The 22,117-nt window shown below is 64.9% G+C and carries 22 protein-coding genes; 3 read left to right on the forward strand and 19 right to left on the reverse strand.

Annotation, left to right across the window (positions count from 1 at the left end; translation table 11 throughout):
- Positions 1–60 precede the first annotated feature (60 nt).
- The 5 genes from dnaG to ybiB form a co-directional block, all read right to left on the reverse strand.
- Positions 61–1,857 carry a DNA primase gene (gene dnaG / locus AC1Q6X_RS17635; protein WP_070287782.1) on the reverse strand — a complete coding sequence of 599 codons (1,797 nt, stop codon included), beginning with the start codon at positions 1,855–1,857 and terminating at the stop codon, positions 61–63.
- 130 nt (positions 1,858–1,987) lie between these two features.
- On the reverse strand, positions 1,988–2,440 hold the full coding sequence (locus tag AC1Q6X_RS17640; RefSeq protein ID WP_070223119.1) for a GatB/YqeY domain-containing protein: 453 nt from the start codon (positions 2,438–2,440) through the stop codon (positions 1,988–1,990).
- Positions 2,441–2,636: 196 nt separating this feature from the next.
- Entirely contained in the window at positions 2,637–2,849 is a 213-nt protein-coding gene (gene rpsU, locus AC1Q6X_RS17645) for a 30S ribosomal protein S21 (protein ID WP_008451879.1), read from the reverse strand.
- A gap of 162 nt (positions 2,850–3,011) precedes the next feature.
- Positions 3,012–4,226, reverse strand: coding sequence for a BaiN/RdsA family NAD(P)/FAD-dependent oxidoreductase (locus AC1Q6X_RS17650; RefSeq protein WP_492497943.1), 1,215 nt, complete (start codon positions 4,224–4,226; stop codon positions 3,012–3,014).
- Positions 4,227–4,282: 56 nt separating this feature from the next.
- The gene (gene ybiB, locus AC1Q6X_RS17655; protein ID WP_492497944.1) at positions 4,283–5,275 is read right to left on the reverse strand and encodes a DNA-binding protein YbiB; all 993 of its coding nucleotides are present in this window, start codon (positions 5,273–5,275) and stop codon (positions 4,283–4,285) included.
- Positions 5,276–5,434: 159 nt separating this feature from the next.
- On the opposite strand from ybiB, the gene AC1Q6X_RS17660 reads away from it, so the two are divergent.
- Both AC1Q6X_RS17660 and AC1Q6X_RS17665 read left to right on the forward strand, forming a co-directional pair.
- Positions 5,435–6,112, forward strand: coding sequence for a hypothetical protein (locus tag AC1Q6X_RS17660; RefSeq protein ID WP_492497945.1), 678 nt, complete (start codon positions 5,435–5,437; stop codon positions 6,110–6,112).
- 150 nt (positions 6,113–6,262) lie between these two features.
- Entirely contained in the window at positions 6,263–7,324 is a 1,062-nt protein-coding gene (locus AC1Q6X_RS17665) for a 3-deoxy-7-phosphoheptulonate synthase (RefSeq protein WP_070223112.1), read from the forward strand.
- A 165-nt stretch (positions 7,325–7,489) separates the two neighbouring features.
- On the opposite strand, the gene AC1Q6X_RS17670 is transcribed toward AC1Q6X_RS17665, so the two are convergent.
- Positions 7,490–7,897, reverse strand: a complete 408-nt coding sequence (locus AC1Q6X_RS17670; RefSeq protein WP_492497946.1) for a nitrite reductase (NAD(P)H) small subunit — start codon at positions 7,895–7,897, stop codon at positions 7,490–7,492.
- Between the two features lie 209 nt (positions 7,898–8,106).
- On the opposite strand from AC1Q6X_RS17670, the gene tsaD reads away from it, so the two are divergent.
- On the forward strand, positions 8,107–9,147 hold the full coding sequence (tsaD, locus tag AC1Q6X_RS17675; protein WP_099409665.1) for a tRNA (adenosine(37)-N6)-threonylcarbamoyltransferase complex transferase subunit TsaD: 1,041 nt from the start codon (positions 8,107–8,109) through the stop codon (positions 9,145–9,147).
- On the opposite strand, the gene eutC is transcribed toward tsaD, so the two are convergent.
- From eutC to AC1Q6X_RS17740, 13 genes are all read right to left on the reverse strand, one after another.
- On the reverse strand, positions 9,148–9,921 hold the full coding sequence (gene eutC / locus AC1Q6X_RS17680; protein ID WP_230502257.1) for an ethanolamine ammonia-lyase subunit EutC: 774 nt from the start codon (positions 9,919–9,921) through the stop codon (positions 9,148–9,150).
- A gap of 9 nt (positions 9,922–9,930) precedes the next feature.
- Entirely contained in the window at positions 9,931–11,319 is a 1,389-nt protein-coding gene (locus tag AC1Q6X_RS17685) for an ethanolamine ammonia-lyase subunit EutB (RefSeq protein WP_492497947.1), read from the reverse strand.
- Positions 11,320–11,405: 86 nt separating this feature from the next.
- On the reverse strand, positions 11,406–12,869 hold the full coding sequence (locus AC1Q6X_RS17690; protein WP_492497948.1) for a TIGR01777 family oxidoreductase: 1,464 nt from the start codon (positions 12,867–12,869) through the stop codon (positions 11,406–11,408).
- On the reverse strand, positions 12,866–13,510 hold the full coding sequence (locus AC1Q6X_RS17695; RefSeq protein WP_409027900.1) for a DUF4166 domain-containing protein: 645 nt from the start codon (positions 13,508–13,510) through the stop codon (positions 12,866–12,868). Before AC1Q6X_RS17695 ends, AC1Q6X_RS17690 begins: the two co-directional genes overlap by 4 nt.
- A complete protein-coding gene (locus tag AC1Q6X_RS17700; RefSeq protein ID WP_492497949.1) occupies positions 13,507–14,061 on the reverse strand; it encodes a GbsR/MarR family transcriptional regulator in 555 nt (184 codons plus the stop codon). The genes AC1Q6X_RS17695 and AC1Q6X_RS17700 overlap by 4 nt, the downstream gene beginning before the upstream one ends.
- A gap of 67 nt (positions 14,062–14,128) precedes the next feature.
- Positions 14,129–15,235: a fatty acid desaturase family protein gene (locus tag AC1Q6X_RS17705; protein WP_492497950.1), complete on the reverse strand. Its 1,107-nt coding sequence runs from the start codon at positions 15,233–15,235 to the stop codon at positions 14,129–14,131.
- Complete coding sequence (locus tag AC1Q6X_RS17710; RefSeq protein ID WP_492497951.1) at positions 15,232–16,347, reverse strand: sterol desaturase family protein; 1,116 nt, start codon at positions 16,345–16,347, stop codon at positions 15,232–15,234. Before AC1Q6X_RS17710 ends, AC1Q6X_RS17705 begins: the two co-directional genes overlap by 4 nt.
- Positions 16,344–16,982: a phosphatase PAP2 family protein gene (locus AC1Q6X_RS17715; RefSeq protein WP_492497952.1), complete on the reverse strand. Its 639-nt coding sequence runs from the start codon at positions 16,980–16,982 to the stop codon at positions 16,344–16,346. Before AC1Q6X_RS17715 ends, AC1Q6X_RS17710 begins: the two co-directional genes overlap by 4 nt.
- Complete coding sequence (locus AC1Q6X_RS17720; protein WP_070311551.1) at positions 16,979–18,274, reverse strand: F390 synthetase-related protein; 1,296 nt, start codon at positions 18,272–18,274, stop codon at positions 16,979–16,981. Before AC1Q6X_RS17720 ends, AC1Q6X_RS17715 begins: the two co-directional genes overlap by 4 nt.
- Entirely contained in the window at positions 18,271–19,101 is an 831-nt protein-coding gene (locus AC1Q6X_RS17725) for an MBL fold metallo-hydrolase (RefSeq protein WP_492497953.1), read from the reverse strand. The genes AC1Q6X_RS17720 and AC1Q6X_RS17725 overlap by 4 nt, the downstream gene beginning before the upstream one ends.
- On the reverse strand, positions 19,094–20,131 hold the full coding sequence (locus AC1Q6X_RS17730) for an NAD-dependent epimerase/dehydratase family protein (RefSeq protein WP_492497954.1): 1,038 nt from the start codon (positions 20,129–20,131) through the stop codon (positions 19,094–19,096). Before AC1Q6X_RS17730 ends, AC1Q6X_RS17725 begins: the two co-directional genes overlap by 8 nt.
- A gap of 10 nt (positions 20,132–20,141) precedes the next feature.
- The gene (locus tag AC1Q6X_RS17735; RefSeq protein WP_128142001.1) at positions 20,142–21,122 is read right to left on the reverse strand and encodes a 3-oxoacyl-[acyl-carrier-protein] synthase III C-terminal domain-containing protein; all 981 of its coding nucleotides are present in this window, start codon (positions 21,120–21,122) and stop codon (positions 20,142–20,144) included.
- Between the two features lie 37 nt (positions 21,123–21,159).
- The gene (locus AC1Q6X_RS17740; RefSeq protein WP_070287754.1) at positions 21,160–22,068 is read right to left on the reverse strand and encodes an ion transporter; all 909 of its coding nucleotides are present in this window, start codon (positions 22,066–22,068) and stop codon (positions 21,160–21,162) included.
- Positions 22,069–22,117 lie beyond the last annotated feature (49 nt).

Consider the following 22,117-nt stretch of genomic DNA (forward strand, 5'->3'; position numbering starts at 1 on the left):
CATTTAATTATAGCACGCGAAAAATGTTTTTCCAGTGCGCGACATACCCTCAGGGCAAGGTTAGCGATTCACCAACTCGGCATCGCGTTCGCGTTCCAGCTCGCCCTGCTCCTGCATGATTTCGCGGTAGCGTACACCAATTTTCTCCGATGGCAAACCCGACGCAAACAATTGCTGCAATTCCGCCTTCAAGGCATTCAATTTGATCTCGCGGATGGTGCTCACCAGCCACGACAATTCGCTGTCGTAATCGGATTCCGTGCCGGCCGCGATCTCGCCGATGATCTCGTCGTATTCGCTGCCCAGCTCCTTCAACTGCTGCGCCAGCGCGGCAAAACTGCCGTGCTCGCCCAGCGCCTGGCCCACGGCCACCAGCTGCCCCAGGCTGTGCGCCGCATCGGGTCCCAGGTGCTGGAAGGCGGTCAGCGCCGCTTCGTCGATGCGCAGGGTCAAGGGCGGATGCGCCACCAGCATGCGCATGATCTTCAATTCAAGACCCACGGGCACGGGGCGGCCCGATTTCGGCGGCGCGCGGTGCGCCACGGCAACAGGTTTGGCCAGCTCGAACAGCGCTTCGATCTCGGCCGGCGTGGACTGCGTCAGCTGGGCCAGCCCGCGCACGATCTGCAGGCGAAGGGACGACGGCGCCATCAGCTGCAGCAGGGGCTTGGCGTCGAACTGCACGCGGGCGCGCCCTTCCGGTTCCGACAAATCATGCTCGCCCGACACTTCTTTCAGCAAGAATTGCGACAGCGGCATCGCTTCATGCACTTGCTGCTCAAAACCTTCGGCGCCGAATTCGCGGATATAGCTGTCCGGATCGTGTTCCGACGGCAAGAACAGGAATTTGATCGTTTTATTGTCCGACACGTGGGCCAGGCTCGCTTCCAGCGCGCGGCGCGCCGCGCGGCGGCCGGCCTTGTCGCCATCGAAGCTGAAAATCACGTTGTCGGTCTGGCGCAGCAGTTTCTGCACGTGGGTGGGCGTGCACGCCGTGCCTAGGGTGGCCACCGCTTGCGGGAAACCCATCTGCGCCAGCGCCACCACGTCCATATAGCCTTCCGTCACCAGCACGTAGCCGGCGTCGCGGATGGCCTGGCGCGCCTCGAACAGCCCATATAGTTCGAATCCCTTGGAAAACAAGGGGGTTTCCGGGGAATTCAGGTATTTCGGTTCGCCATGGTCGAGCACGCGGCCACCAAAGGCGATGACCTGGCCCTTGGTATTGCGGATCGGGAACATGATGCGTTCGCGGAAACGGTCGTAGCGCTTGCGGTTGTTACCCTCTTCATCGACCTTGTCGATCACGAGACCGGCCTCGGCCAGGGCCACCACGTCGTAATCGGGGAAGACGGAACGCAGATTGTCCCAGCCGCCGGGCGCGAAACCCATGCCGAAGCGAGCGGCCACTTCGCCCGTCAAGCCCCGGTTTTTGAGGTAGGCGATGGCTTCCGGCGCGTGGCGCAATTGCCCGCGGTAATAATCGCACGCCTGCGTCATGGCGTCGGACAGGGCCAGGCTTTGCGCCTGGATCTGCGCGCGCTGGGCTGGCGGGATCTTGTCGTCCGCTTCCGGCACGACCATGCCCACGTTCTGCGCCAGGTCCTTGACGGCATCGACAAAGCCCATGCCCGAGTACTCGATCAGGAAGCCGATCGAGGTGCCATGCGCGCCGCAGCCGAAGCAGTGGTAGAACTGCTTGGTGGGGCTGACGGTAAAGCTGGGCGACTTTTCACTGTGGAACGGGCACAAGCCCATGAAATTGGCGCCGCCTTTTTTCAGCTGCACATAGCGCCCCACGACATCGACGATATCGACGCGGTTGAGCAAATCGGAAATGAAGGATTGAGGTATCACTGGCTAGGGCGGGTCTTGTTATAGGTCAGACTATACTACCGCACGTGGCCGGAGGTTGAGCCAGGTCAACGTGTGGGCTGTTTAACAGGCTGCCAGCGCGACGGCGGGCAGCCCTTGCTACTATTGTTGCTTACGCGGCCGGCGTCAAGGCTTTCTTGACCAGCGCGGACACCACGGTCATGTCGGCGCGGCCAGCCAGCTTCGGCTTGACGATGGCCATGACCTTGCCCATGTCTTGCGGACCGGCGGCGCCCGAGGCGGCCACGGCGGCAGCCACTTCGGCCGCCACTTCCTCGTCCGACAGGCCGGCAGGCATGTAGCCGATCAGGTGTACCAGCTCGGCTTTTTCGATGTCGGCCAGGTCGGCGCGGCCACCGGCTTCGAACTGGGTGATCGAATCCTTGCGCTGCTTGATCATCTTTTCCACGATGGCCGTCACGTGGGCATCCGTCAATTCGATGCGCTCGTCGACTTCCTTGCGCTTGATTTCCGCCAGCAACAGGCGAATCGTGCCCAGCTTGCCCGTTTCCTTGGCGCGCATGGCGTTTTTCATGTCTTCGGTAATTTGTTCTTTCAAGCTCATGGCAATCCTCGTTGGTCAGTATGGGAACGGTGCTCGTGCGCGGCCAGAAACAAGTACGGGCCACAAAAGCGAAAACCCGCTGCGGCGAACCGGAGCGGGTATGCGACTCATCTGAAGTATCACTCCAGGCGAATCAAAACAAAACCCGTGGCGAACAATGCGCCGAACTACCCGGGTTGGTTCTGACTGAACAGTCTTAGAATAATTTTTTCGGCAGTTGTTGGCTGCGGATGCGTTTGTAATGACGCTTGACAGCAGCTGCCAGCTTGCGCTTGCGCTCAGCTGTTGGCTTTTCGTAGAATTCGCGAGCGCGCAATTCGGTCAGCAGACCCGTTTTTTCGATGGTGCGTTTGAAGCGACGCATTGCGACTTCGAACGGCTCGTTTTCTTTAAGGCGAATAGTGGTCATGTAAAATTCAAACCGTTGAGGTGGTGTATAGGAAGAGATAGATAGTAGCAGCTTTTATTCGGAAAGGGAAGCCCCTCCCCACTTGCGTGCGGCATGCAGCCTGAGGTCGCTGCCGGAATGTGGCGTAAACCACGCACCGGTGCGCCCATCCTACAGAGTTGCTTACTGCAAGGCAATACCTGCCGCCACGCCGGAAGCCCAGGCCCACTGGAAGTTGTAGCCGCCCAGCCAGCCCGTCACGTCGACCGACTCGCCGATGAAATACAGGCCCGGCACCTTATTGGCCATCATGGTCTGCTGCGACAGTTCGCGCGTGTCGATGCCGCCGCGCGTCACTTCCGCCTTGCGGTAGCCTTCGGAACCGTTGGGCACGATGGACCAGGCATTGATGGCCTGCCCCAGCTTGCGCAGCTGCGCGTCGGGCATGTCGGCGATGCGCGCGTCCGGCGCCAGGCCGTTCGTGGCCAGCAGGCAGTCCGCCAGGCGCTGCGGCAGCCATTGGGCGACGATATTGCCCAGCTGCTTCTTCAGGGTGCCCTTGCCTTCGATCAAGGTCTGCGCCACATCGACTTCCGGCAACAGGTTGATGACGATGGGCTCGCCCGGCAGCCAGTAGCTGGAAATCTGCAAAATCGCCGGACCGGACAGGCCGCGATGCGTGAACAGCAAATCTTCGCGAAAACGCGCGCCCGTGGCCTTGCGGCCTTGCAGGCTGCCCGTTTCCACATCCACTTCCAGCGCGATGCCGGACAATTCCGCGAACGGCGCCCAGCTGGCCGGGTCGAACGTCAGCGGCACCAGGGCCGGACGCGGCTCGACCATTGCCAGACCGAATTGCTTGGCGATGCGATAGGCAAAGTCGGTGGCGCCGATCTTCGGGATCGACAGGCCGCCCGTGGCGATAACGATGCTGGCCGTTTCGATGTCGCCGCTATCGGTCTGCAGCACGAAGCCGCCGTCGTCTTGCTGAACAACATTGTCGATCTTGCACGGCATGCGCCAGTGCACGCCGCCGGTGGCGCACTCGTCCTTGAGCATGTCGATGATCTGCTCGGCCGATTCATTACAGAATTGCTGGCCCTTGTGCTTTTCGTGGTAACCGATCCGGTATTTTTTCACCAGGGCGAGGAAATCCTGCGGCGTGTAGCGCGACAGCGCGCTCTTGCAGAAATGCGGGTTTTCCGAGAGGAAATTTTGTGGGGTGGCGTTAATATTGGTGAAATTACACCGTCCGCCACCCGAGATGCGGATCTTTTCGGCCAGCTTGGCCGCGTGATCGACCAACACCACGCGCTTGCCTTGCTGGGCGGCAACAGCCGCACACATCATGCCGGCCGCGCCCGCGCCGATCACTGCCACATCAAATTGTTTTGCCATAAGAATTCCGGTCACCGCTGATTACAAAGACGCCATTGTAAACTGCGGCGGCGCGGCTAGCGCGGCCGTGCCGCAATCTGCCGCGATGTCGTCAAGCATTGCTCCACCTGTTCGGCGATCGACGGCGGCACGGGCACCTCGCCGCGCAGCACGGCCGCGATCCAGGCCGCCGTGGTGGCCGCGTCGCGCTCGGCCGGCAAATGCGGCAACTCTTCCACCAGCAACTGCTTTTCCACCAGCACCGTGCGCTCGCCGTCGTGGAACCAGTCGATCTGCTGCGCCTTGTTGGCGTTGGCCACCGTTTCGCCTTCCGTGCCGCGCATCAGGAAGGCGTCGCCGCGCGCGGGATCGCAGGCAGTCAGGAAATATTCACCGAGCATTTCCAGGTACTCGGGATGCGTGTACGACACCAGGCGCAGGGCGGGCCCGGCGAACGGCTGCATGATTTTCACGAGGGTGTGCGTGGAATTGCGCACGCCCAGCACGCGCCGCAGCGACAGCATGTGCGCCAGGCGCGGCGCCAGCACCTCGATGGGCAGGAAGGCCGCTTCGCCGCGCGCCATGGCGGCCTCGGCTTGCGCATGGTCCGGCGAGGCGGGCACACCCAGCGCGGCCAGCACCTCGGCCGTCGTGATGCGGCCCGGGTCGCTGGTGACGCCATGCACGAGCACGGGTGCGCCCGCGCGCGCCAGCAGCAGCGCCAGCAAGGCCGTCAGGTTCGCCATCTTGCGCGCGCCGTTGTAGCTGGGAATGATGATGGGCGCGAATTCGCCTGCCGGCGCGGCCAGCGGGACGAACGAGGCTTCGGCAGCGTCGAGGAAGCCGGCGATCTCGTCCACGGACTCGCCCTTGATGCGCATCGACAACAAAATGCCGCCCAGTTCCAGGTCCGACACGCGGCCCTCGAGCATGGCGCGGTACAGGGCGCGAGCATCGTCGCGCGTCATGCTGCGCGCGCCGTTCTTGCCGCGTCCTATTTCTTTGATGAAACGTGCTGCAGGAAATGGCTCGCCGGCCACATCGGTATGGGGGATGGAAACAGTCGTCATGGCGCCAGCTTACACGGATTTTTCCCCTTGCAGACGGGCTGAAGGATGCCATAGGCGCCGATGCAACAGTCTTTCCAGCTATTTTTTTGATGAATGTGCTTCGCGCCTGCATCCAAACGCGCCGCCGCTGCGTATAAGACTGCACAGGGGGAACTCATCATGGAACACGCGATCAAACAGGAAACGGCCTTCGTCGGCATCGAAACGGGCAAACTGCTGCTGAAAGCCGTGCTGCGCTCGGGCGGCGACGTGCTGTGCAAGGTGCTGGAAAACGACATGGCCGGCTACCGCTGGCTGCGCAGCTGGCTGCAAAGGAACGACGTGCCCGTCATGGGCTTGCGCGTCTGCATGCGCCTCGACGCCCCGTACAGCGAGACGCCAGCGCGCATGCTGGCCGATATGGGCATGCTGGTCTGCGACGCCCAACCCGCGCAGCTGGCAGACTATCTGCGCGGCCAAGGCTTGCCCGAGGACGCGGCGCACGGCGCCGTGGTGCTGGCCAATTACTGCGAGGACAAACGCCCCGCTGGCTGGACGCCGCCCTCGCCCGCCTACGTGGAACTGCGCTTGTGGCTGCGCCGCCTGCATGCCATCGCAGGCGTGCGCAAGCAGGAGTCGGCGCGCCTCGACGCCCATCTGCAGGCTTGCCAGCATGCGCTGCACGCCCTGTTGTGCCAGCAAATCGCTTGTCTGGACGCACAGATACGCCAGCATGAAACGGCCATCCTCGCGCACGTGCGGCGCCATCCCGGCCTGCCCCGGCCGCCCGAGCTGGCCGGCAACTACCAGCGCATCGCCCGCTACAGCGTTGGCACCAGCCTGGCCAGCGGCCGCTGAGCGCCCGGCAGCAAGGGGGCCGGCGGCGTGCCGGCCCTGCCATAAAAACAACTCATGCATTCCGTTTTGGCCCCAACCCCGCCGCCAGGCCGCATTTCCGCTACACTATTGCCTCTTAAAGAACGCAATAGCGAAAGCCGAGCCAGAATCATGAATACGCCAGACATCGAAAATATCAACGTCACCTCTTTCGCGCCCATGCCGACACCGGCCGAACTGCACGCCAAGCTGCCCCTGTCGGAAAGCGCCTTCGACACCGTCAGCCGCGGCCGCGAAGCGCTGCGCAACATCATCGACCGCAAGGACCAGCGCTTGTTCGTCGTCGTCGGTCCGTGCTCGATCCACGACCCCGTCGCCGGCCTCGATTACGCGCGCCGCCTGAAAGCGTTGCAAGAGGAAGTCAAGGATACGATGCTGCTGGTGATGCGCGTGTATTTCGAAAAACCGCGTACCACCACGGGCTGGAAGGGCTACATCAACGACCCGTACATGGACGATTCGTTCAAGGTCAACGAAGGCATGGAAAAGGCGCGCCAGTTCCTGCTCGACGTGTGCGAACTGGGCCTGCCCACCGCCACCGAAGCGCTGGACCCCATCTCGCCGCAATACCTGGGCGACTTGATCGCCTGGACGGCCATCGGCGCGCGCACGACGGAATCGCAGACGCACCGCGAAATGTCGTCGGGTCTGTCGACACCGGTCGGCTTCAAGAACGGCACCGATGGCGACATCAGCATCGCCGTCAACGCCATCCTGTCGTCGGCGCACCCGCACTCCTTCCTGGGCATTAACGCCGAAGGCAACGTCGCCATCGTGCGCACGCGCGGCAACGCGTACGGCCACGTGGTGCTGCGCGGCGGCGACGGCCGCCCGAACTACGATTCCGTCTCGATCGCCATCGCCGAACAGGCGCTGGCCAAGGCCAAGCTGCCGGCCAACCTGGTGGTCGACTGCTCGCACGCGAACAGCTATAAAAAGCCGGAGCTGCAGCCGCTGGTGATGGGCGACGTGGTCAACCAGATCCGCCAGGGCAACCGCTCGCTGGTGGGCGTGATGATCGAATCGAACATCGTCGGCGGCAACCAGAAGATCCCGCAAGACCTGTCGCAACTGACCTACGGCTGCTCCGTCACGGACGGCTGCATCGACTGGGACACGACGGCCACCATGCTGCGCGATGCGCATGCGCACCTGCTCAATCGCCCTGCGTAAAATATACCGCCAACGATGTTGTCGGATTACGGCCCTGTGGGCCTAATCCGACCTACCCGGCCGGCCGCGTCAATACGTAGGTCGGCTTAGCGCGTAGCGCGTAAGCCGACACATCACTGCAGACAAAGAACGGCGCCCTGTGCGCCGTTTTTGCTTTTCCCTTCATCACGCCATCTGCACATGCGGCAGCACGGCGAACGATCCCGCCAGCGCCTGCTCCGCCTTGCTGGCCGGGACATTCAGTTCATTGACGTCCAGGTAGACGCGCCCGTCGAGGATGCGCACGGCATACATGCGCGCCATGCCCTGCACGGGCGCCACCAGGCGGCCCGAATCGAGCTCGATGATCCAGCCGTTCTTCGGCCCCATCAGGTTTTTCTCCATCAGCACCCCCTGCGCCAGCGGGCCGCCCAGGCACGGCACCGTGTCGAGCAGCGCGTAGACCGTATCGTCCACCGCGCGAAACAGCGCCACGCCGGGCAAATCCTGCCACGCCAGCCCCCGCTGCACCATGCGCGCGCCCGCCAGCGGCATGTCCTTCAGGCGGCAAATCATTTTCCATTGTTCCGGCATCGCAAGCTCCTTGAAAAAGGCACACGCCTGTCTAAGCAAGAGCGGTGCCAGTGCCGTTCCAGGCGCAATGCAGCCAAAATCGCGGGCAAAACCGGCCCGCGGCGCACTGCGCAAGTGCACACTGCGGCCGAAATGGTGCGCCGGCCGCACGGTGGACTGCCCGGCTTTCCTTTACAATGGCGGATTACTCCTCCCTATTCAGTACCTTCATGATTGTTCTTGGCGTCGAATCCTCCTGTGACGAAACCGGCCTGGCCTTGTACGACACGCAACGCGGCCTGCTGTCGCACGCCCTCTATTCGCAAGTCGCCATGCACGAGCAGTACGGCGGCGTGGTGCCGGAACTGGCGTCGCGCGACCATATCCGCCGCGCCATCCCGCTGCTCGAAGAGACCCTGACGAAGGCCGGCATCGGCCTGTCCGAAATCGATGCCATCGCCTACACGCAGGGTCCGGGACTGGCCGGCGCGCTGCTGGTGGGATCGTCCGTCGCCTGCAGCCTGGGCCTGGCCATCAACAAGCCGGTGCTGGGCATCCACCACCTGGAAGGCCATTTGCTGTCGCCGCTGCTGGCGTCCGAGCCGCCGGAATTCCCCTTCATCGCCCTGCTGGTGTCGGGCGGCCACACGCAGCTGATGCGCGTCGATGGCGTGGGTCAGTACACGATGCTGGGCGAAACCCTCGATGATGCGGCCGGCGAGGCGTTCGACAAGTCGGCCAAGCTGCTGGGACTCGGTTACCCGGGCGGCCCCGCCATTTCGCGCCTGGCCGAATTCGGCGACCCGCTGGCATATAAACTGCCGCGCCCCATGCTGCACTCGAAGGATTTCAACTTCAGCTTTTCCGGCCTGAAGACGGCCGTGCTGACGGTGGTGAAAAACCATGAAGAAAAAGTCATCGCCAATATCTGCGAGCAGGACAAGGCGAATATCGCGCGCGGCTTCGTCGACGCCATCGTCGACGTGCTGACGGCCAAATGCGTGTCGGCCCTCAAGCACACGGGCTTGAAACGCCTGGTGATCGCCGGCGGCGTGGGCGCCAACGCGCAGCTGCGTGCCTCGCTCAACGCGGCCGCCGCCAAGAAGCGTTTTAAAGTGTATTACCCGGAGCTGGAATTCTGCACCGACAACGGCGCCATGATCGCCTTTGCCGGCGCCATGCGCCTGCAGATCAACCCCGACGCCGCCAAGCACGATTACTCGTTCAACGTGCGCCCGCGCTGGCCGCTCGACGAAATCCGCGAAGTCTGATCACGCCAGCAGGAAGTTGCGCGCGCCCGCCAGGGCCGCGCCCTCTTCCACCGTTTCATCCTTCAAGTCCACGCCCGACAACTGCCGGCTGAACGCCTGCGACAGCAGGTAGTGCAGCCGGTACGCGGCCGGCGCATACGCCAGCCCCTCGGGGCGCACGTTCGAGATGCAGTTGCGGCGCTCGTCCAGCAAGCCCACTGTCGGCGCCCACGTCAGGTACAGGCCCAGGCTGTCCGGGGAACTGAGGCCCGGCCGCTCGCCGATCAGCACCAGCACGGCCCGCGCTTTGATCAATTCGCCCACCTCGTCGCCGACGGCCACCCGCCCCTGCGCCACGATGTGCAGTGGCGACAACGTCCATGCTTCCAGCGCCAGCCGTGCGCGCAAAGCGGCCAGGAACGGCGCCGCGTGGCGTTGTATCGCCAGCGCCGACAGGCCGTCGGCCGCCACCAGCGCCAGGTCCACTCCCGTCGTACCAGCGGCCAGGCGCGCCCGTGAAGCATCGTCGAGCCGGCGCCCCAGGTCGGGGCGTTGCAGATAGTCGGCACGCGTGGCGGCGGCGCTGTGCAGATGCACGCTGGCTTGCCCCTGCGCGGCCAAGTCGCGCGCCAGGGCTTCGCCATCGAGGGCCAGGTGCACGGCGTCGCGCGCCTGCGCGTGGGCCAGCTGGAACGCCAGCTGCGCCCTGGTCGGCACGCTCACGCCGCGGCGTCCCAGCGCGATGCGCGCCGCCGTATGCGCGCGCAGCGTTTGCCACGGGGTTTTCTCGTCCATGTATCCTCCCTAATCGTCCAGGCGCAGCAGGGCCGCCTGGAAGGCCGGCGCCAGCGCCGTGTTCAGATTTCCCTGCGCATCCGTGATCTGCATGCGCGCCAGCCAGGCCGCGAATTCGGGTGCGGGACGCAGGCCCAGCACGCGGCGCGCATACAGGGCGTCGTGGGACGAGGTGCTCTGGTAGCCGAGCATGATGTCGTCCGCGCCCGGCACGCCCATGATGAAATTGCAGCCGGCCACGCCCAGCATGGTCAGCAAGGCATCCATGTCGTCCTGGTCCGCTTCCGCGTGGTTGGTGTAGCACACGTCGCAGCCCATGGGCAAACCCAATAACTTGGCGCAGAAATGGTCTTCCAGTCCCGCGCGCATGATCTGCTTGCCGTCGTACAGATACTCGGGGCCGATGAAGCCCACCACGGAATTGACCAGCAGCGGCTGATACGCGCGCGCCACCGCATACGCGCGCGCCTCGCACGTCTGCTGGTCCATGCCGTGGTGGGCGCCGGCCGACAGGGCGCTGCCCTGCCCCGTCTCGAAATACATGACGTTGCTGCCCACCGTGCCGCGCCCCAGCGACAGGGCCGCCGCCTGCCCCTCGGCCAGCAAGGCCAGGTCGATGCCGAAACTGCGGTTGGCCGCCTGCGTGCCCGCCACCGACTGGAACACCAGGTCGACGGGCGCGCCGCGGCGGATCGCTTCGAGCGTATTGGTGATGTGCGTGAGCACGCAGGACTGCGTGGGAATCTGATATTGAGCTATGACGGCGTCGAGCAGGTGCAGCAGCGAAACCACCTGCGCCACGTTGTCGGTGGCGGGATTGATGCCGATCACGGCGTCGCCGCTGCCCAGCAGCAGGCCATCGAGCATCGATGCGGCAATCCCCGTGGCGTCATCCGTCGGATGGTTCGGCTGCAGCCGCGCGGACAGACGCCCTTCCAGGCCCAGGGTATTGCGGAAAGCCGTGACGACACGGCACTTGCGGGCCACCAGCACCAGGTCCTGCAGGCGCATGATTTTCGAGACGGCGGCCGCCATTTCCGGCGTGATGCCGGCGGCCACCTGCGACAGCGTGGGCGTGTCCGTCGCGTCGTCGAGCAGCCAGTCGCGAAAGTCGCCTACGCACAGATGGGAAATGGGCGCGAACGCGGCGCGCGCGTGGGTGTCGATGATCAGGCGCGTGACTTCATCGCCTTCATACGGCACCAGCGCCTCATTGAGAAAGGTTAACAGCGGCACCTCGGCCAGCGCCAGTTGCGCCGCCACCCGCTCGCGCGCGCTGGCGGCCGCCACGCCGGCCAGCACGTCGCCCGAACGCGGCGGCGTGGCCTTGGCCAGCAGCTCCTTCAGGCTGGCAAACTGGTAAACATGACTGTCTATCGTATGGCTGAAGCGGGGCATGGATTTCTCCTGTGGGGTCAGACCCGCCGGGTCTGACCCCGGAGCATGCCTATTCTACGCCCGGAGCAACGCGATACCACCCCACGTCACAAACTGCGCAGCGCGCCTTCCAGCTGCGGATAACGGAAGCTGAATCCGTCGTCCAGCAGGCGGCGCGGGGCGACCCGCTGGCCTTCCACCAGCAAGTCTGCCTGCTCGCCCAGCAAGGCGCGCATGACGAAGGCCGGCGTGGGCACGACGCTGGGGCGGTGCAGCACGGCGCCCGCCACCTGGGCAAAGCGGCGCTGCTCGATCGCTTCCGGCGCGCAGAAGTTATACGCGCCGCTCACGGCACCCTGTTCGCTGCGGCGCGCCACATGGGCGATGCCGCGGATGACGTCGCGCACATGCACCCACGTGACCCACTGCTTGCCGCTGCCCAGCGGGCCGCCTGCACCGAAGCGTATCGGCAGCAGCATCTGCGGCAGCGAACCCTGGTGGCCGAAGACGAGGCCAAAGCGCATGCAGCCCACCTGCACGCCAAATTTTTCCGCCTGGCGCGCCGCCGCTTCCCATTCCTGGCACAGCTGCGACATGAAGATGGCTTGCGGCGCGCTGTCCTCCGTCAATTCCGTCGCGTCGCCCTGCGGCTGCACGCCGTAGTAGCCGATGGCCGACGCCGACAGCAGCACCCTCGGCTTGTGCTGGGCGCGGGCGATCCACGCCACCAGGTCCTGCGTCAGCGCCACGCGGCTGCGGCGCAGGGCCGCCTTGCGCGCCTCCGTCCAGCGCTTGCCGACGATGCGCGCGCCGGCCAGGTTGACCACCATGTCGATGCGCCGTGCATCCGCCAGCTCGTCGAACGACCGGATGCAGCGCACCTGGCCGTTAAACGTCCACGCGGCCTGTTTCGGCTGGCGCGTCAGCACCGTCACCGCATGGCCGTCGGCCAGCAAGGCGCTGACCAGCTGCTGGCCGATGAAACCCGTGGCGCCCGTCACCAGCACGGACTGCGGCGCGGCGGCAAAATGCAGGTGCTCCTCCTGCTCCTGCTTCTCCTGCACCTTGCGCCGGCCCAGCTGCCACACGGCGTACGCGTCGCGCAGGCCGGACAGGCCCACGCCCGCGCCGCACAGGGCGAGGAAGACGCTGAGCCAGCCATATGGCTGCCATACGAGGGCCGTCGGCAAGGTCGCCCAGTCGCTGCTGTTCAGGGCCAGCAGGGCGATGAAGGCGCCCGCGTTGATCGCCAGCACCGTGTGCGTGACCCGCTCCGTGGCGGGCAAGAGGCGGGTCTGGTCTTCGACGACGAAATCCCACAGGGTCAGCACGATTTCCACGCCAAACACGATGACCAGCACCCAGGCCCAGGCGCCATGCCACTCCCAGGCGGCCAGGCCCACGAACAGCAGGCTGTAGATCAGCGCGCGCGTGGCATGGATGGTCAGCTCCAGGCGTGCCGACGCCTTTTGCGGCAGCGCTTCCGTGATTTCATGGTGATAGATGGTGTCGAAGGCGCCCAGGCAGCCTTGCGCCGCCATCAGTTGCAGGGCCAGCAAATGCGTATTCATGGTGTCTCCTTGTGAATTTCCGGCGCGGCGGATTCGCGGAACACGCCGACCTGGGTGAATGTGGTGCCAAACAGGGCGTGGCGGATCTCGATGCGGATGTTGAACTGCTGCGGCGTATCGTTGCGGTGGCACAGATAGGTCTTGCCGGGCGTGAGCACGCCGGGCAGCGGCAGGCGCCAGCCGAAAAGATCCCAAAAATAGCCGTCGCTGGTGAAATGCAGATTGCCATCTTCCACGTGCAGCACCAGCTTCATGCCCAGCCCCATGCCCACGTATTCGAGCACTTCGCCTTTTGCGCTTTCGGCCATGTAGGACGTGAAGCGGATCGGCGCGCGGCCATGCAGGCGGTAGGTGCGCTGCTTGAAGATGAAGGGGCAGCCGGGGCGCGAATACACTTCGATATCGACGGGGAAGTCGTGATCGTCATGCGGGATCAGGGCGCCGTCGATGAAGGGGCGCGTGAGCCAGCCCAGCACCTTGCCCAGGCGCGAGCTCGTGAGCTCACTGAGCTCGCCCCGGTAATACAGGGGCTGGCCCGGCGCGGGATTTTTCTCGAAGCGGCGGCGGATGTCCGGGTGCAGGGCGAGCCATCGCTCGCCCATGACCTTCTTGAACAGCTCTCCTTCGGAGGGGCCGCTCATGCTTTTCCCTGCTTGCCCGGCTTGTCGTCCGGGCTGAGGAACTTGGCCACCTTGCCGCCCATCGACAGCATGCGCTGCAGGGTCGCCGGCGGCAGGTTTTTATAGTCGCTGTAGGTGGAGCTGAGCATTTCCAGGAAGGCCAGCACTTCGCCCATGCGCGCCAGCGTTTCCGGCGGTATCGCCGCATCGTGCTCGCCCTCGATTGCGCATTCGCGCAGCACCGTCAGGGTGGGGTCGATCTCGCGCCGCTTGCGCTCTTCCATGATGACGCGGAAGATTTCCCACACATCCTGCAGGGCGAGGAAATGGTCGCGCCGGTCCCCCATCACGTGCGTGATGCGCACCAGGCCCCAGCTTTGCAATTCCTTCAGGCTGTTGCTGACGTTGGACCTGGCCACGTTCAGGCTGGCCGCGATGTCTTCCGCCGTCAGCGGTTCATTGGCCAGGAACAGCAGCGCGTGGATCTGCGCCACCGTGCGGTTGACGCCCCAGCGGGTGCCCATTTCACCCCAGTGCAGAATATACTTTTGCGTGGTCGGACTCAATTCCATGGTTTTCTCTTATTTCTGTCGTTACAGAAATGTAAGACGAAACAGAATCCCAGTCAAGCGCGATTCGTCAGGACTGTGCGGGTGGCTGGCCCATGGCGCGCAGGAAGGCTTGCTGCGAGGCGTGCAGCTGGCCGTAACCGAGTTCGCGGTACACGAGGCCGTGGCGCGGCGCCAGTTCGGCCAGGATGCGCGCCAGCGCCGGGTAGTGGCGGTGGCTCCAGGTGGGGAACAGATGGTGCGTCAGGTGCAAATTCAATCCGCCGAGCCAGTAACCGAGCCAGCGCAAGGCGCGCGGCTTCGGCGTCCAGTCGCAGGCCGTGTAAAACGTGTGCTGGTACCAGTCGTGCGGCAGGGTGCCGTCCTGCCCCGGCTGGAAAAACTCCACTTCAGCCCAGTGCGTGCCGAGGATCAGCGCCACCAGCGCGCACGAGGCGAGCATCTGGCCCACGAAATACGCGCCCAGCACTACGCCCCAGCCGATGCCGTGCTGCTGCAGCACCCACATGGGCAGGGCCAGCACCAGCGCCACGTGACCGAGCTTCCAGCCCAGGAACGACAGCCAGCCGCGCCAGCCCTGCAAGCGGCTGTGCGCGGCCACGGGCGTCTTGCCGAAGCGGTCCAGCCAGTCGCCATACCAGTTCAGGTACGGCAGCGACAGGGCCGCCACCACGGGCCAGTACAGGTATTGATAGCGGTACTGGGGCGCCCAGCGTTGGAACGGCGTCTGGCGCAGGAAGGGGTTCGGTTCCGTGTCGAGGTCATAGCCTTCCACGTTCGCATACGTGTGATGGAAATGCACGTGGCGGATGGTCCAGAAATCCGTGTCCACGCCCACGGGCAAGCCCACGAGGCGGATCAGGATGCGATTCAGGCGTCCCTGGCGGAAGACGGCGCTGTGGGCCGCGTCGTGCAGGGTATTCATGGCCAGCGCCATGGCCGCGACCAGGCAGGCGACATAGCTGGCGACAAACGGCCAGGTGTCGCCGGCACTCAAGGCCAGCGCATACAGCCCCGCCGCCAGCGCGGCCAGGAACACGGTTTTCGCATGCAGGCGCCAGTCGCCGAAGCGGTGTTTCCCCTCGCTGGCCAGGTAGGCGTCGGCGCGCGCGCGCAGTTCGCGGCGGAAGGCGGAATCACGGGCGGGCTGGAAGCGCAGCGGAGGAAGCTGGCTCACGCGCGCGTCCCCGCCGCGGCCGGCCACCACAGGCGGCGCGCGCCGTCGAGGCCATGCGCCAGCAGCGCGGCCAGGAACACCATGCCCCACACGTCGCGCGCCCCATACCAGCCCAGATACAGGGCCGGCATGGCCACGGCGATGGCGACCCAGGCGATGGCGCCCCAGCGGCGCGCATCCGAAAGGCCGCCCAGCGCCAAGGTACCGCCAAAAATCAGCGCGAACAGGATCGCTTGCTGCGCGCCGGCCAGCACCGCTTCGTGGTTGACGTAATAGATCACGAGGCCAAACAGGATCACGCCGCCGATGCCGATGAACAGTTCGGGCACCTCGAAAGTGCCGCGCGACTGCCAGTGGGGAAAGCGCGCGCGCAGCCATTTGAACAGCTTGCCGTTGCTGGCCAGGAGCGGATTATGCGTTTGCGTCATGCCCTTCACGCCATAGCGCATTTCCACGCCCTCGAGTTCGGGCTGGAAGCTGCCGAACAGCCTGTCCCACAGCAGCAGGGTGCCGCCGAAATTGCGGTTGATATAGCGTTTGTCCGTGCCATGGTGCACGCGGTGGTGCGAGGGCGTGACCATGAAGCTATCGAGAATGCCGGACTTGTTCACCAGCGCATTGTGGTTATAGAACTGCACCGTGTAATGCAGGGACGAGACGACGAGGAAGATTTCCAGCGGCACGCCCAGCACGGCCAGGATGGCAATAAACGGGAAATTCGTCAGCGACGAATACCAGGAATTGCGCACGCCCAGCGACAGGTTGAAGTGCTCGCCCTGGTGGTGCACCACGTGCACGGCCCACAGCAAGGGGATCTTATGGTGCAGCCGGTGCATCCAGTAAAAGCACAAATCCCAGGCAAAGAATGCGAACACCCACTGCGCGGCCACGGGCCACTGGTCGACCATGTGCAGATTCACATGGCGCAGCAGCAGGGCGAACGCCGCCACTTCCACGCCGCGGAACACCCACATCAGGATATGGCCGGAATTGAGGTTGAAGATGACGTCCTTCCACGGCACGGGCGTCTTGCGTACCCATTTGAGGATCAGCAGTTCGGCCAGCACAAAGGCCAGCATGACAAGGAAAGAGAGGGCAAAGGGATTCATCATGATGCGGTTTCAGTGGCAATGGCGCGGCGAGCTGTCCAGAATACCTGCATTTTCGCCAACATGCCGCCCGCCACGCCCACGGCCAGGCCGGCGGCCAGGTCGATGCTGACGTGCCGGCGCAGCGCGATGATGGCGTAGCAGATGGCCACGCCCAGCAGCACGGCCAGCGCGGAGCGCAGCAGGTGGCGTTTGTCGCACAAGGCCCACACGCACAGCAAGGTCAGGGCGCCATGCAGCGAGGGCAGGCAGTTTTGCGCGGAATCCGCCGCCTGCAGCAGGCGCAGCGCCTGCGTGCTCCAGGCAGCACCGTCGCCCACGGGCGGATATGCGAGCGTGGTCGGATACAGCAGGAAGACCACGCCGCAGGCCAGCGCGGAAAGCGCCATGGCGCGCGCCAGCCAGCGCACGCGGGCCGCATCGGCCGCCAGGTAGGCGTACGGGATCAGGATAAAAAACGACAGGTACAGCCAGATGGCGGCATCCGTGTAGGGAATGGCGCGGTCGATGGCCGTTTCCGGCAGGAGTACCCCCTGCCCTTGCAGCACATCGCTGGAAAAATACACGAGGCCGACGCTGCCCCAGCCGGCCAGTAAATGCAGCAGGCGGCCGCGTACGGTCATGGAAGAAGGATTCATGCGGTCGCAAGGCGCCGGATGCGGCGCCGTTTCATGGTGGGGTCAAAGGGAGGCAGTTCGCCGCTCGTCGTCCAGGCCAGGCTGTCGACGGCCACGGCCAGGCCGCGCAGCACCGTTGCCAGGTGATCGCGCAGGGCAGCCAGGCCAGCGTCGTCGAGGGCCGCGTGCAGCTGCAAGGCGCTGTCGCCCGATTGCAGCAGGCGGTAGTCGGCGTCCGCCGGCAAGGCTTGCGCGAACGCGCGCGTCAAGACGTCGGCAAACACGGCGACGGCGGCGCCGCCGCGTGCAGACGGAAGCAGCAGCATGTCGTCGCAGCGCCCTTCGATGCCGTCGATGGCGCGCGTGGCGCGGCCGCACGGGCATGGCGTGGCGCGCGCGACCAGGATATCGTCCAGGCGATAGCGCACGATGGGCTGCGTGATGCGCGTGAAATCCGTAATCACGGGCACAAAACGACGCTGTTCCGCATCGAGCCATTGCGGTTCGATGTGCACATATTCCTCGTTCAGGTGCAGCACGCCGTGTTCGCAGCTGCTGGCGAGGAAACCCTCGGTCGCCTGATAGATTTCATGCACGGCGCCGAACGCCTGCACGATCAGCGCGCGGTCCTGCGCTTCCAGCACTTCAGCCACCGAGATGACTTTTTTCGGCGCCAGCACCAGGCTGCCGTCGATGACGCGCAGCGCCAGCTGGCGCAGCACCTGGGCCGGCGCGACGATGACGGACGGTTGATAGCGCGCCAGCTGCGCGCACAGGCTGTCGAACGGTGCGAACAGGTCGTAAAAGGCAAACGTGAGCCACGGCGAGCGCACGGCCGTGTACAGATTGCTGTTCGCGCGCAGGAACAGCGCCACCTTTTCGCCGGAAAACAGGCCGTCGGGCAGCGCCTTGGCCAGCATCACGCCCGCCCATTGCGCCTTTTCGCGGGGGCTGACGGTAAACACGGCGCGCCGCGACGAGGTGCCCGACGACAGGCCCACCGTGATGTCGCCCACCGCGGGCGTAAAGTCGCGGCTATGCTCGGCCGCCATGGCCGCCTCCATCGCCTGCGCCAGGGTGACGCCCTCGGTGTTCATGGCGTCGAAATGCTCGAGCATCAAGGCCTTGTTCATCGTCGGCCACTGCGCCAGCGGCAGCTTGCGGTACGGCGCAAAATACGTGCTGCGGGCGCACAGCACATCGATGAAACGGGCCAGCTGCTTGTGCTGGTAGGCGTCGAGCTGCGCGCGGCTGGCGAAACGCAGGCGGCGCGTGCGCCAGTACGACAGCAACAGCCAGACAATACGCTTCACGGGCGGCCCGCCACTGGCAAATAATCGTTGCTGTCTTCATGCGTGATGCGGATCTGCGCCTGGCCCGACTGGTGCAGCTGGTGCAGGCGGTTCAACGTCTCATAATACGGCGCGCGCTTGTGCTGGATGAGGAACGACAGTTCGGACGGTCCGCGCAGCTGCTGGAAGCTTTCCGGCACCCAGGCCGCGTCCGACGCCAGCAGGGTCCAGCCGCCGTCCTGCAGCACGAAGGCGCCGATATGCCCGATGGCGTGGCCGGGCAAGTCGACGATGTAGATCTCGCCCGTGCCGCTGACGTCGCGCCCGTGCGTGAACGGCAGCAGGGCCGCCGGCAAGGCCGTCTCGGGCACGCTTTCGACAAACGCCAGGCGGTCAGAGATATCGTTCGGCAGCAGCTCGGGCACGAAGGCCTGGCGCACGGCGGCCACGCCGGACAAGCCGCGCACGGCGTCCCAGCCCGTTTTGGAGGCCATCAGCCGCGCGCCGGGAAAGTCGCGCAGGCCGGCGATATGATCGGCGTGGAAGTGCGACAGCAGCAAGGTGTGGATGTCGCCGGGCGATACGCCATGCGCGCGCAGCTGGCCGTGCAGCGACTCATTCTCGTCGAACGAGATGGGCGTGACCCACGCGTACATGCGGTAGACGCCTTTCGACGTGGCGGCGCGGAAGTGCTCGGCATACCCCGTGTCCCACAGGTACAGGCCCGCGCGCGTTTCGATCAGGTAGGCGCGCGAAGGGAAGCAGCGGCTGGCAAGCCCGCTGCCTTTCAAAACCATGCACGACGGATGGGTGCAGTGGCCGACGCGAAATGCGGTGATGCTAGCCATTGCGCTCCTTGCCCACCTTGTGCGCCGCCGCTTCCTGGCGCATCCACTGCGCCGTGCGGGCGATGCCGTCCTGCAGGCTGACGACGGGACGGTAGCCGAGCACCTTGCGCGCCTTGGCGTTATCGAGCGTCATGTCAAAACTGAGCGCGCCGATGCTGTAGGGCGTCAATGAGGGCTCGCGGCGCGTGAAGCGCGAGGCGAACTGCATCAGGCGCGCCACCAGCGCCAGCACGCGGTACGGCACGCTGACGATTTCGAACGGCTGCTGCAGATGGTCGCAGAACAGGCTGCGCAAGATGTCGCACAGGCGCGCCGGCTCGCCATTCGTGATGTTGAAGGCGGCGCCCGAAGCGATGGTCTTGTGCACGGTGGCCAGCCACATCGCATGCACGACGTTATCCACATAGGTGACGTCGATGGTGGCCGCGCCGCCATTGGGCAGCGGCAGCTTGCCGCCGCGCTCCTGCAGCACCCTCGCCAGGCGCGGGATCAGCACCTGGTCGTGCGGGCCGAAGATGGCGCGCGGGCGCAGGATCACGCACGTCATGCCGCGGTGGCGGTCGACGCACTCCTGCACCAGTTTTTCCGCCATCGCTTTCGAACGCGCGTACGCGTTGACGAAAGCGTCGGGGCGGAAGGTTTCCGGCACCTCGTAGCGGTTGCGGTAGTCGAAATAGATGGCCGGGGTGGAGATGTGCACGAAGCGCGCCACGTGCAGGCTGGCGGCCGCGCGCAACAGCTGGGCCGTGGCCGTGACGTTGGCGGCGATGAAGTCGCGCTCCGCGCCCCACGGCGAGGACAGCGCGGCGCAGTGCCAGACGGCGTCCATGCCGCGCACCAGCTCGTCGACCTGGCGCGGCGTAGCTTGCGCCAGGTCGAGCGCCACGAATTGCGCGCCCATGCGTTCGAGCTCGCGGCCCACGGCCGCGTTGCGGCCCGTGGCGCGCACTTCCACGCCCTGCGCCAGCAGGGTGCGCACGGCATTGCGCCCCAAGCCGCCCGTCGCTCCCGTGACCAGTATCCGCCTCATCGCACCACCTTCACAGGTCAAGAATCATGCCGCCGATGGTCAGGCCCGCGGCCGTACCCATCATCAGCAAACGCTGGCCTGCCACTGCCCGCCCCGTCATCACCGCCTCGTGCAGGGCGGTGGGCAGGGACGCGGCCACCTGGTTGCCATGCGTTTCAAAGATCTTGATGATTTTAGCATCGGGAACGTCGAGGATGCGCGCCGCATGCGCGAGGCCCAGCGGGCTGGCCTGGTGCGGCACGACCACGTCGATTTTATCCAGTCCGGCGCCCGATTCCTGCATGAGTTCCGCCAGGAAATCCGGCATCACCTTGACGGCCAGGCGGAACACGGCCTTGCCATCCATGCGGAACAGGTAGTCGCCCGGTTCGCAGCCGTTGCGGGGGTTGCGCTCGGTACCGCCGCCGCGGATTTCGCAGTAGCGCCGCCCTTCCGGATACGTGCCCATCTTGTAGGCGCGGATGCCGGCGCTGCCGTCACCCCGCTCGACGATGACAGCGGCGGCGCCGTCGCCAAAGATCATCGACGCTTCCGGCTCGCTCCAGTCGACGCCGCGCGAGGCCAGGTCCGACGAGACGATGGCGATGCGGCGGTAGGCGCCGCCGGCCAGCATGGACGCGGCCACGCGGAAGGCGGCCATGAAACTGAGGCAGCTGGCGTTAACGTCGAAGCTTTGCGTGCCTGGCGGCAAACCGGCATGTTCGGCCACGAAGCAGGCCGTGTTCGGCAACGCTTGCTCGGGCACGCCGCAGGCGCAGATCAAAAGATCGATATCGGCCGGACGCAGGCTGGCATTTTTCAGCGCGTCGAGCAGGGCGGCGGCGCCCAGCTGGCTTTGCGATTCATCGGGCGCGGCGACAAAGCGCGACAGCACGCCGCTCTTGCGCAGGGTATAGCCAGCCGGATGACCCAATTTCAGGTCCAGACTGGCGGAAGTCACACTATGCGACGGCACGGCTTTGCCCGTCGCGATCAGGCGAACTGGAATCATGTTGGCCTTAACAAAGTAAAGTAAATAGGGTTATGAATTAATCACGTGCCAGCGGCGGCAATGCAACCCCGCAGTTCTTGCAGAAATTGGCATCGTCATCGAGCCCTTCTTTCAGACACGTGGGGCAGGTACGCGTGGTGACCAGCTTGGAGCTGCGCTGCACCGTCATTTCGGCACTGATAATGCCGGTAGGCACGGCCAGGATGCCCCAGCCGAGCAGCATCATCAGCGAAGCGATGGTGCGCCCGATGTCGGTGCGCGGCGTGATATCGCCGAAACCGACCGTGGTCATGGTGCTGATGGCCCAATAAATCGACGTGGGAATACTGCTAAAACCGTTATCGGGCCCTTCCACGACATACATCACAGTACCCAGCAGAAAGACCACCATCATGACAAAAGACAAGAAAATGAGGATCTTGCGCCGGCTGGCCAGCAAGGCCCGCCCCAGCACCGTGTATTCATGCACATACGACGTGAGCTTGAGGATACGGAACATGCGCAGCAGCCGCAAAATGCGCACGTCGATCAGCACGTGCGCGCCCGGCAGCAGCAAGCCGATATAGGTCGGCACGATGGCCAGCAAGTCGATGATGCCGAAAAAACTCTTGGCGTAGCGCACCGGATGCTGCAGGCACGACAGGCGGGCGAAATATTCGATGGTAAATAAAATGGTAAAAAACCATTCGAGCGCCGTCAGCCAGGTGCCGTAGCGCTCGGCCACGGAGGCGACACTGCTGAGCACGACCACCGTCACGCTGATCAGGATGGCGGCGATCAGCAGCAGGTCGAAAGCGCGGCCCGTGCGCGTTTCCGCCTCGAAAATGACGGTGTACACCCGCTCGCGCCAGCCCCGCTCGGGCTTGCCGTATTTCTGTTGCGTTTCCTGCGCCGCCAGTTGCTGCGGCGTCAGGGGTGCCGCGCCGCTCTTCGTCGCGGCTTTCATGTGGGTAGTGTGCTCATATACTATTATTGTATAGATAATTCACAAAGCA

Source organism: Janthinobacterium sp. GW823-FHT06H09 (genome assembly GCF_058794735.1).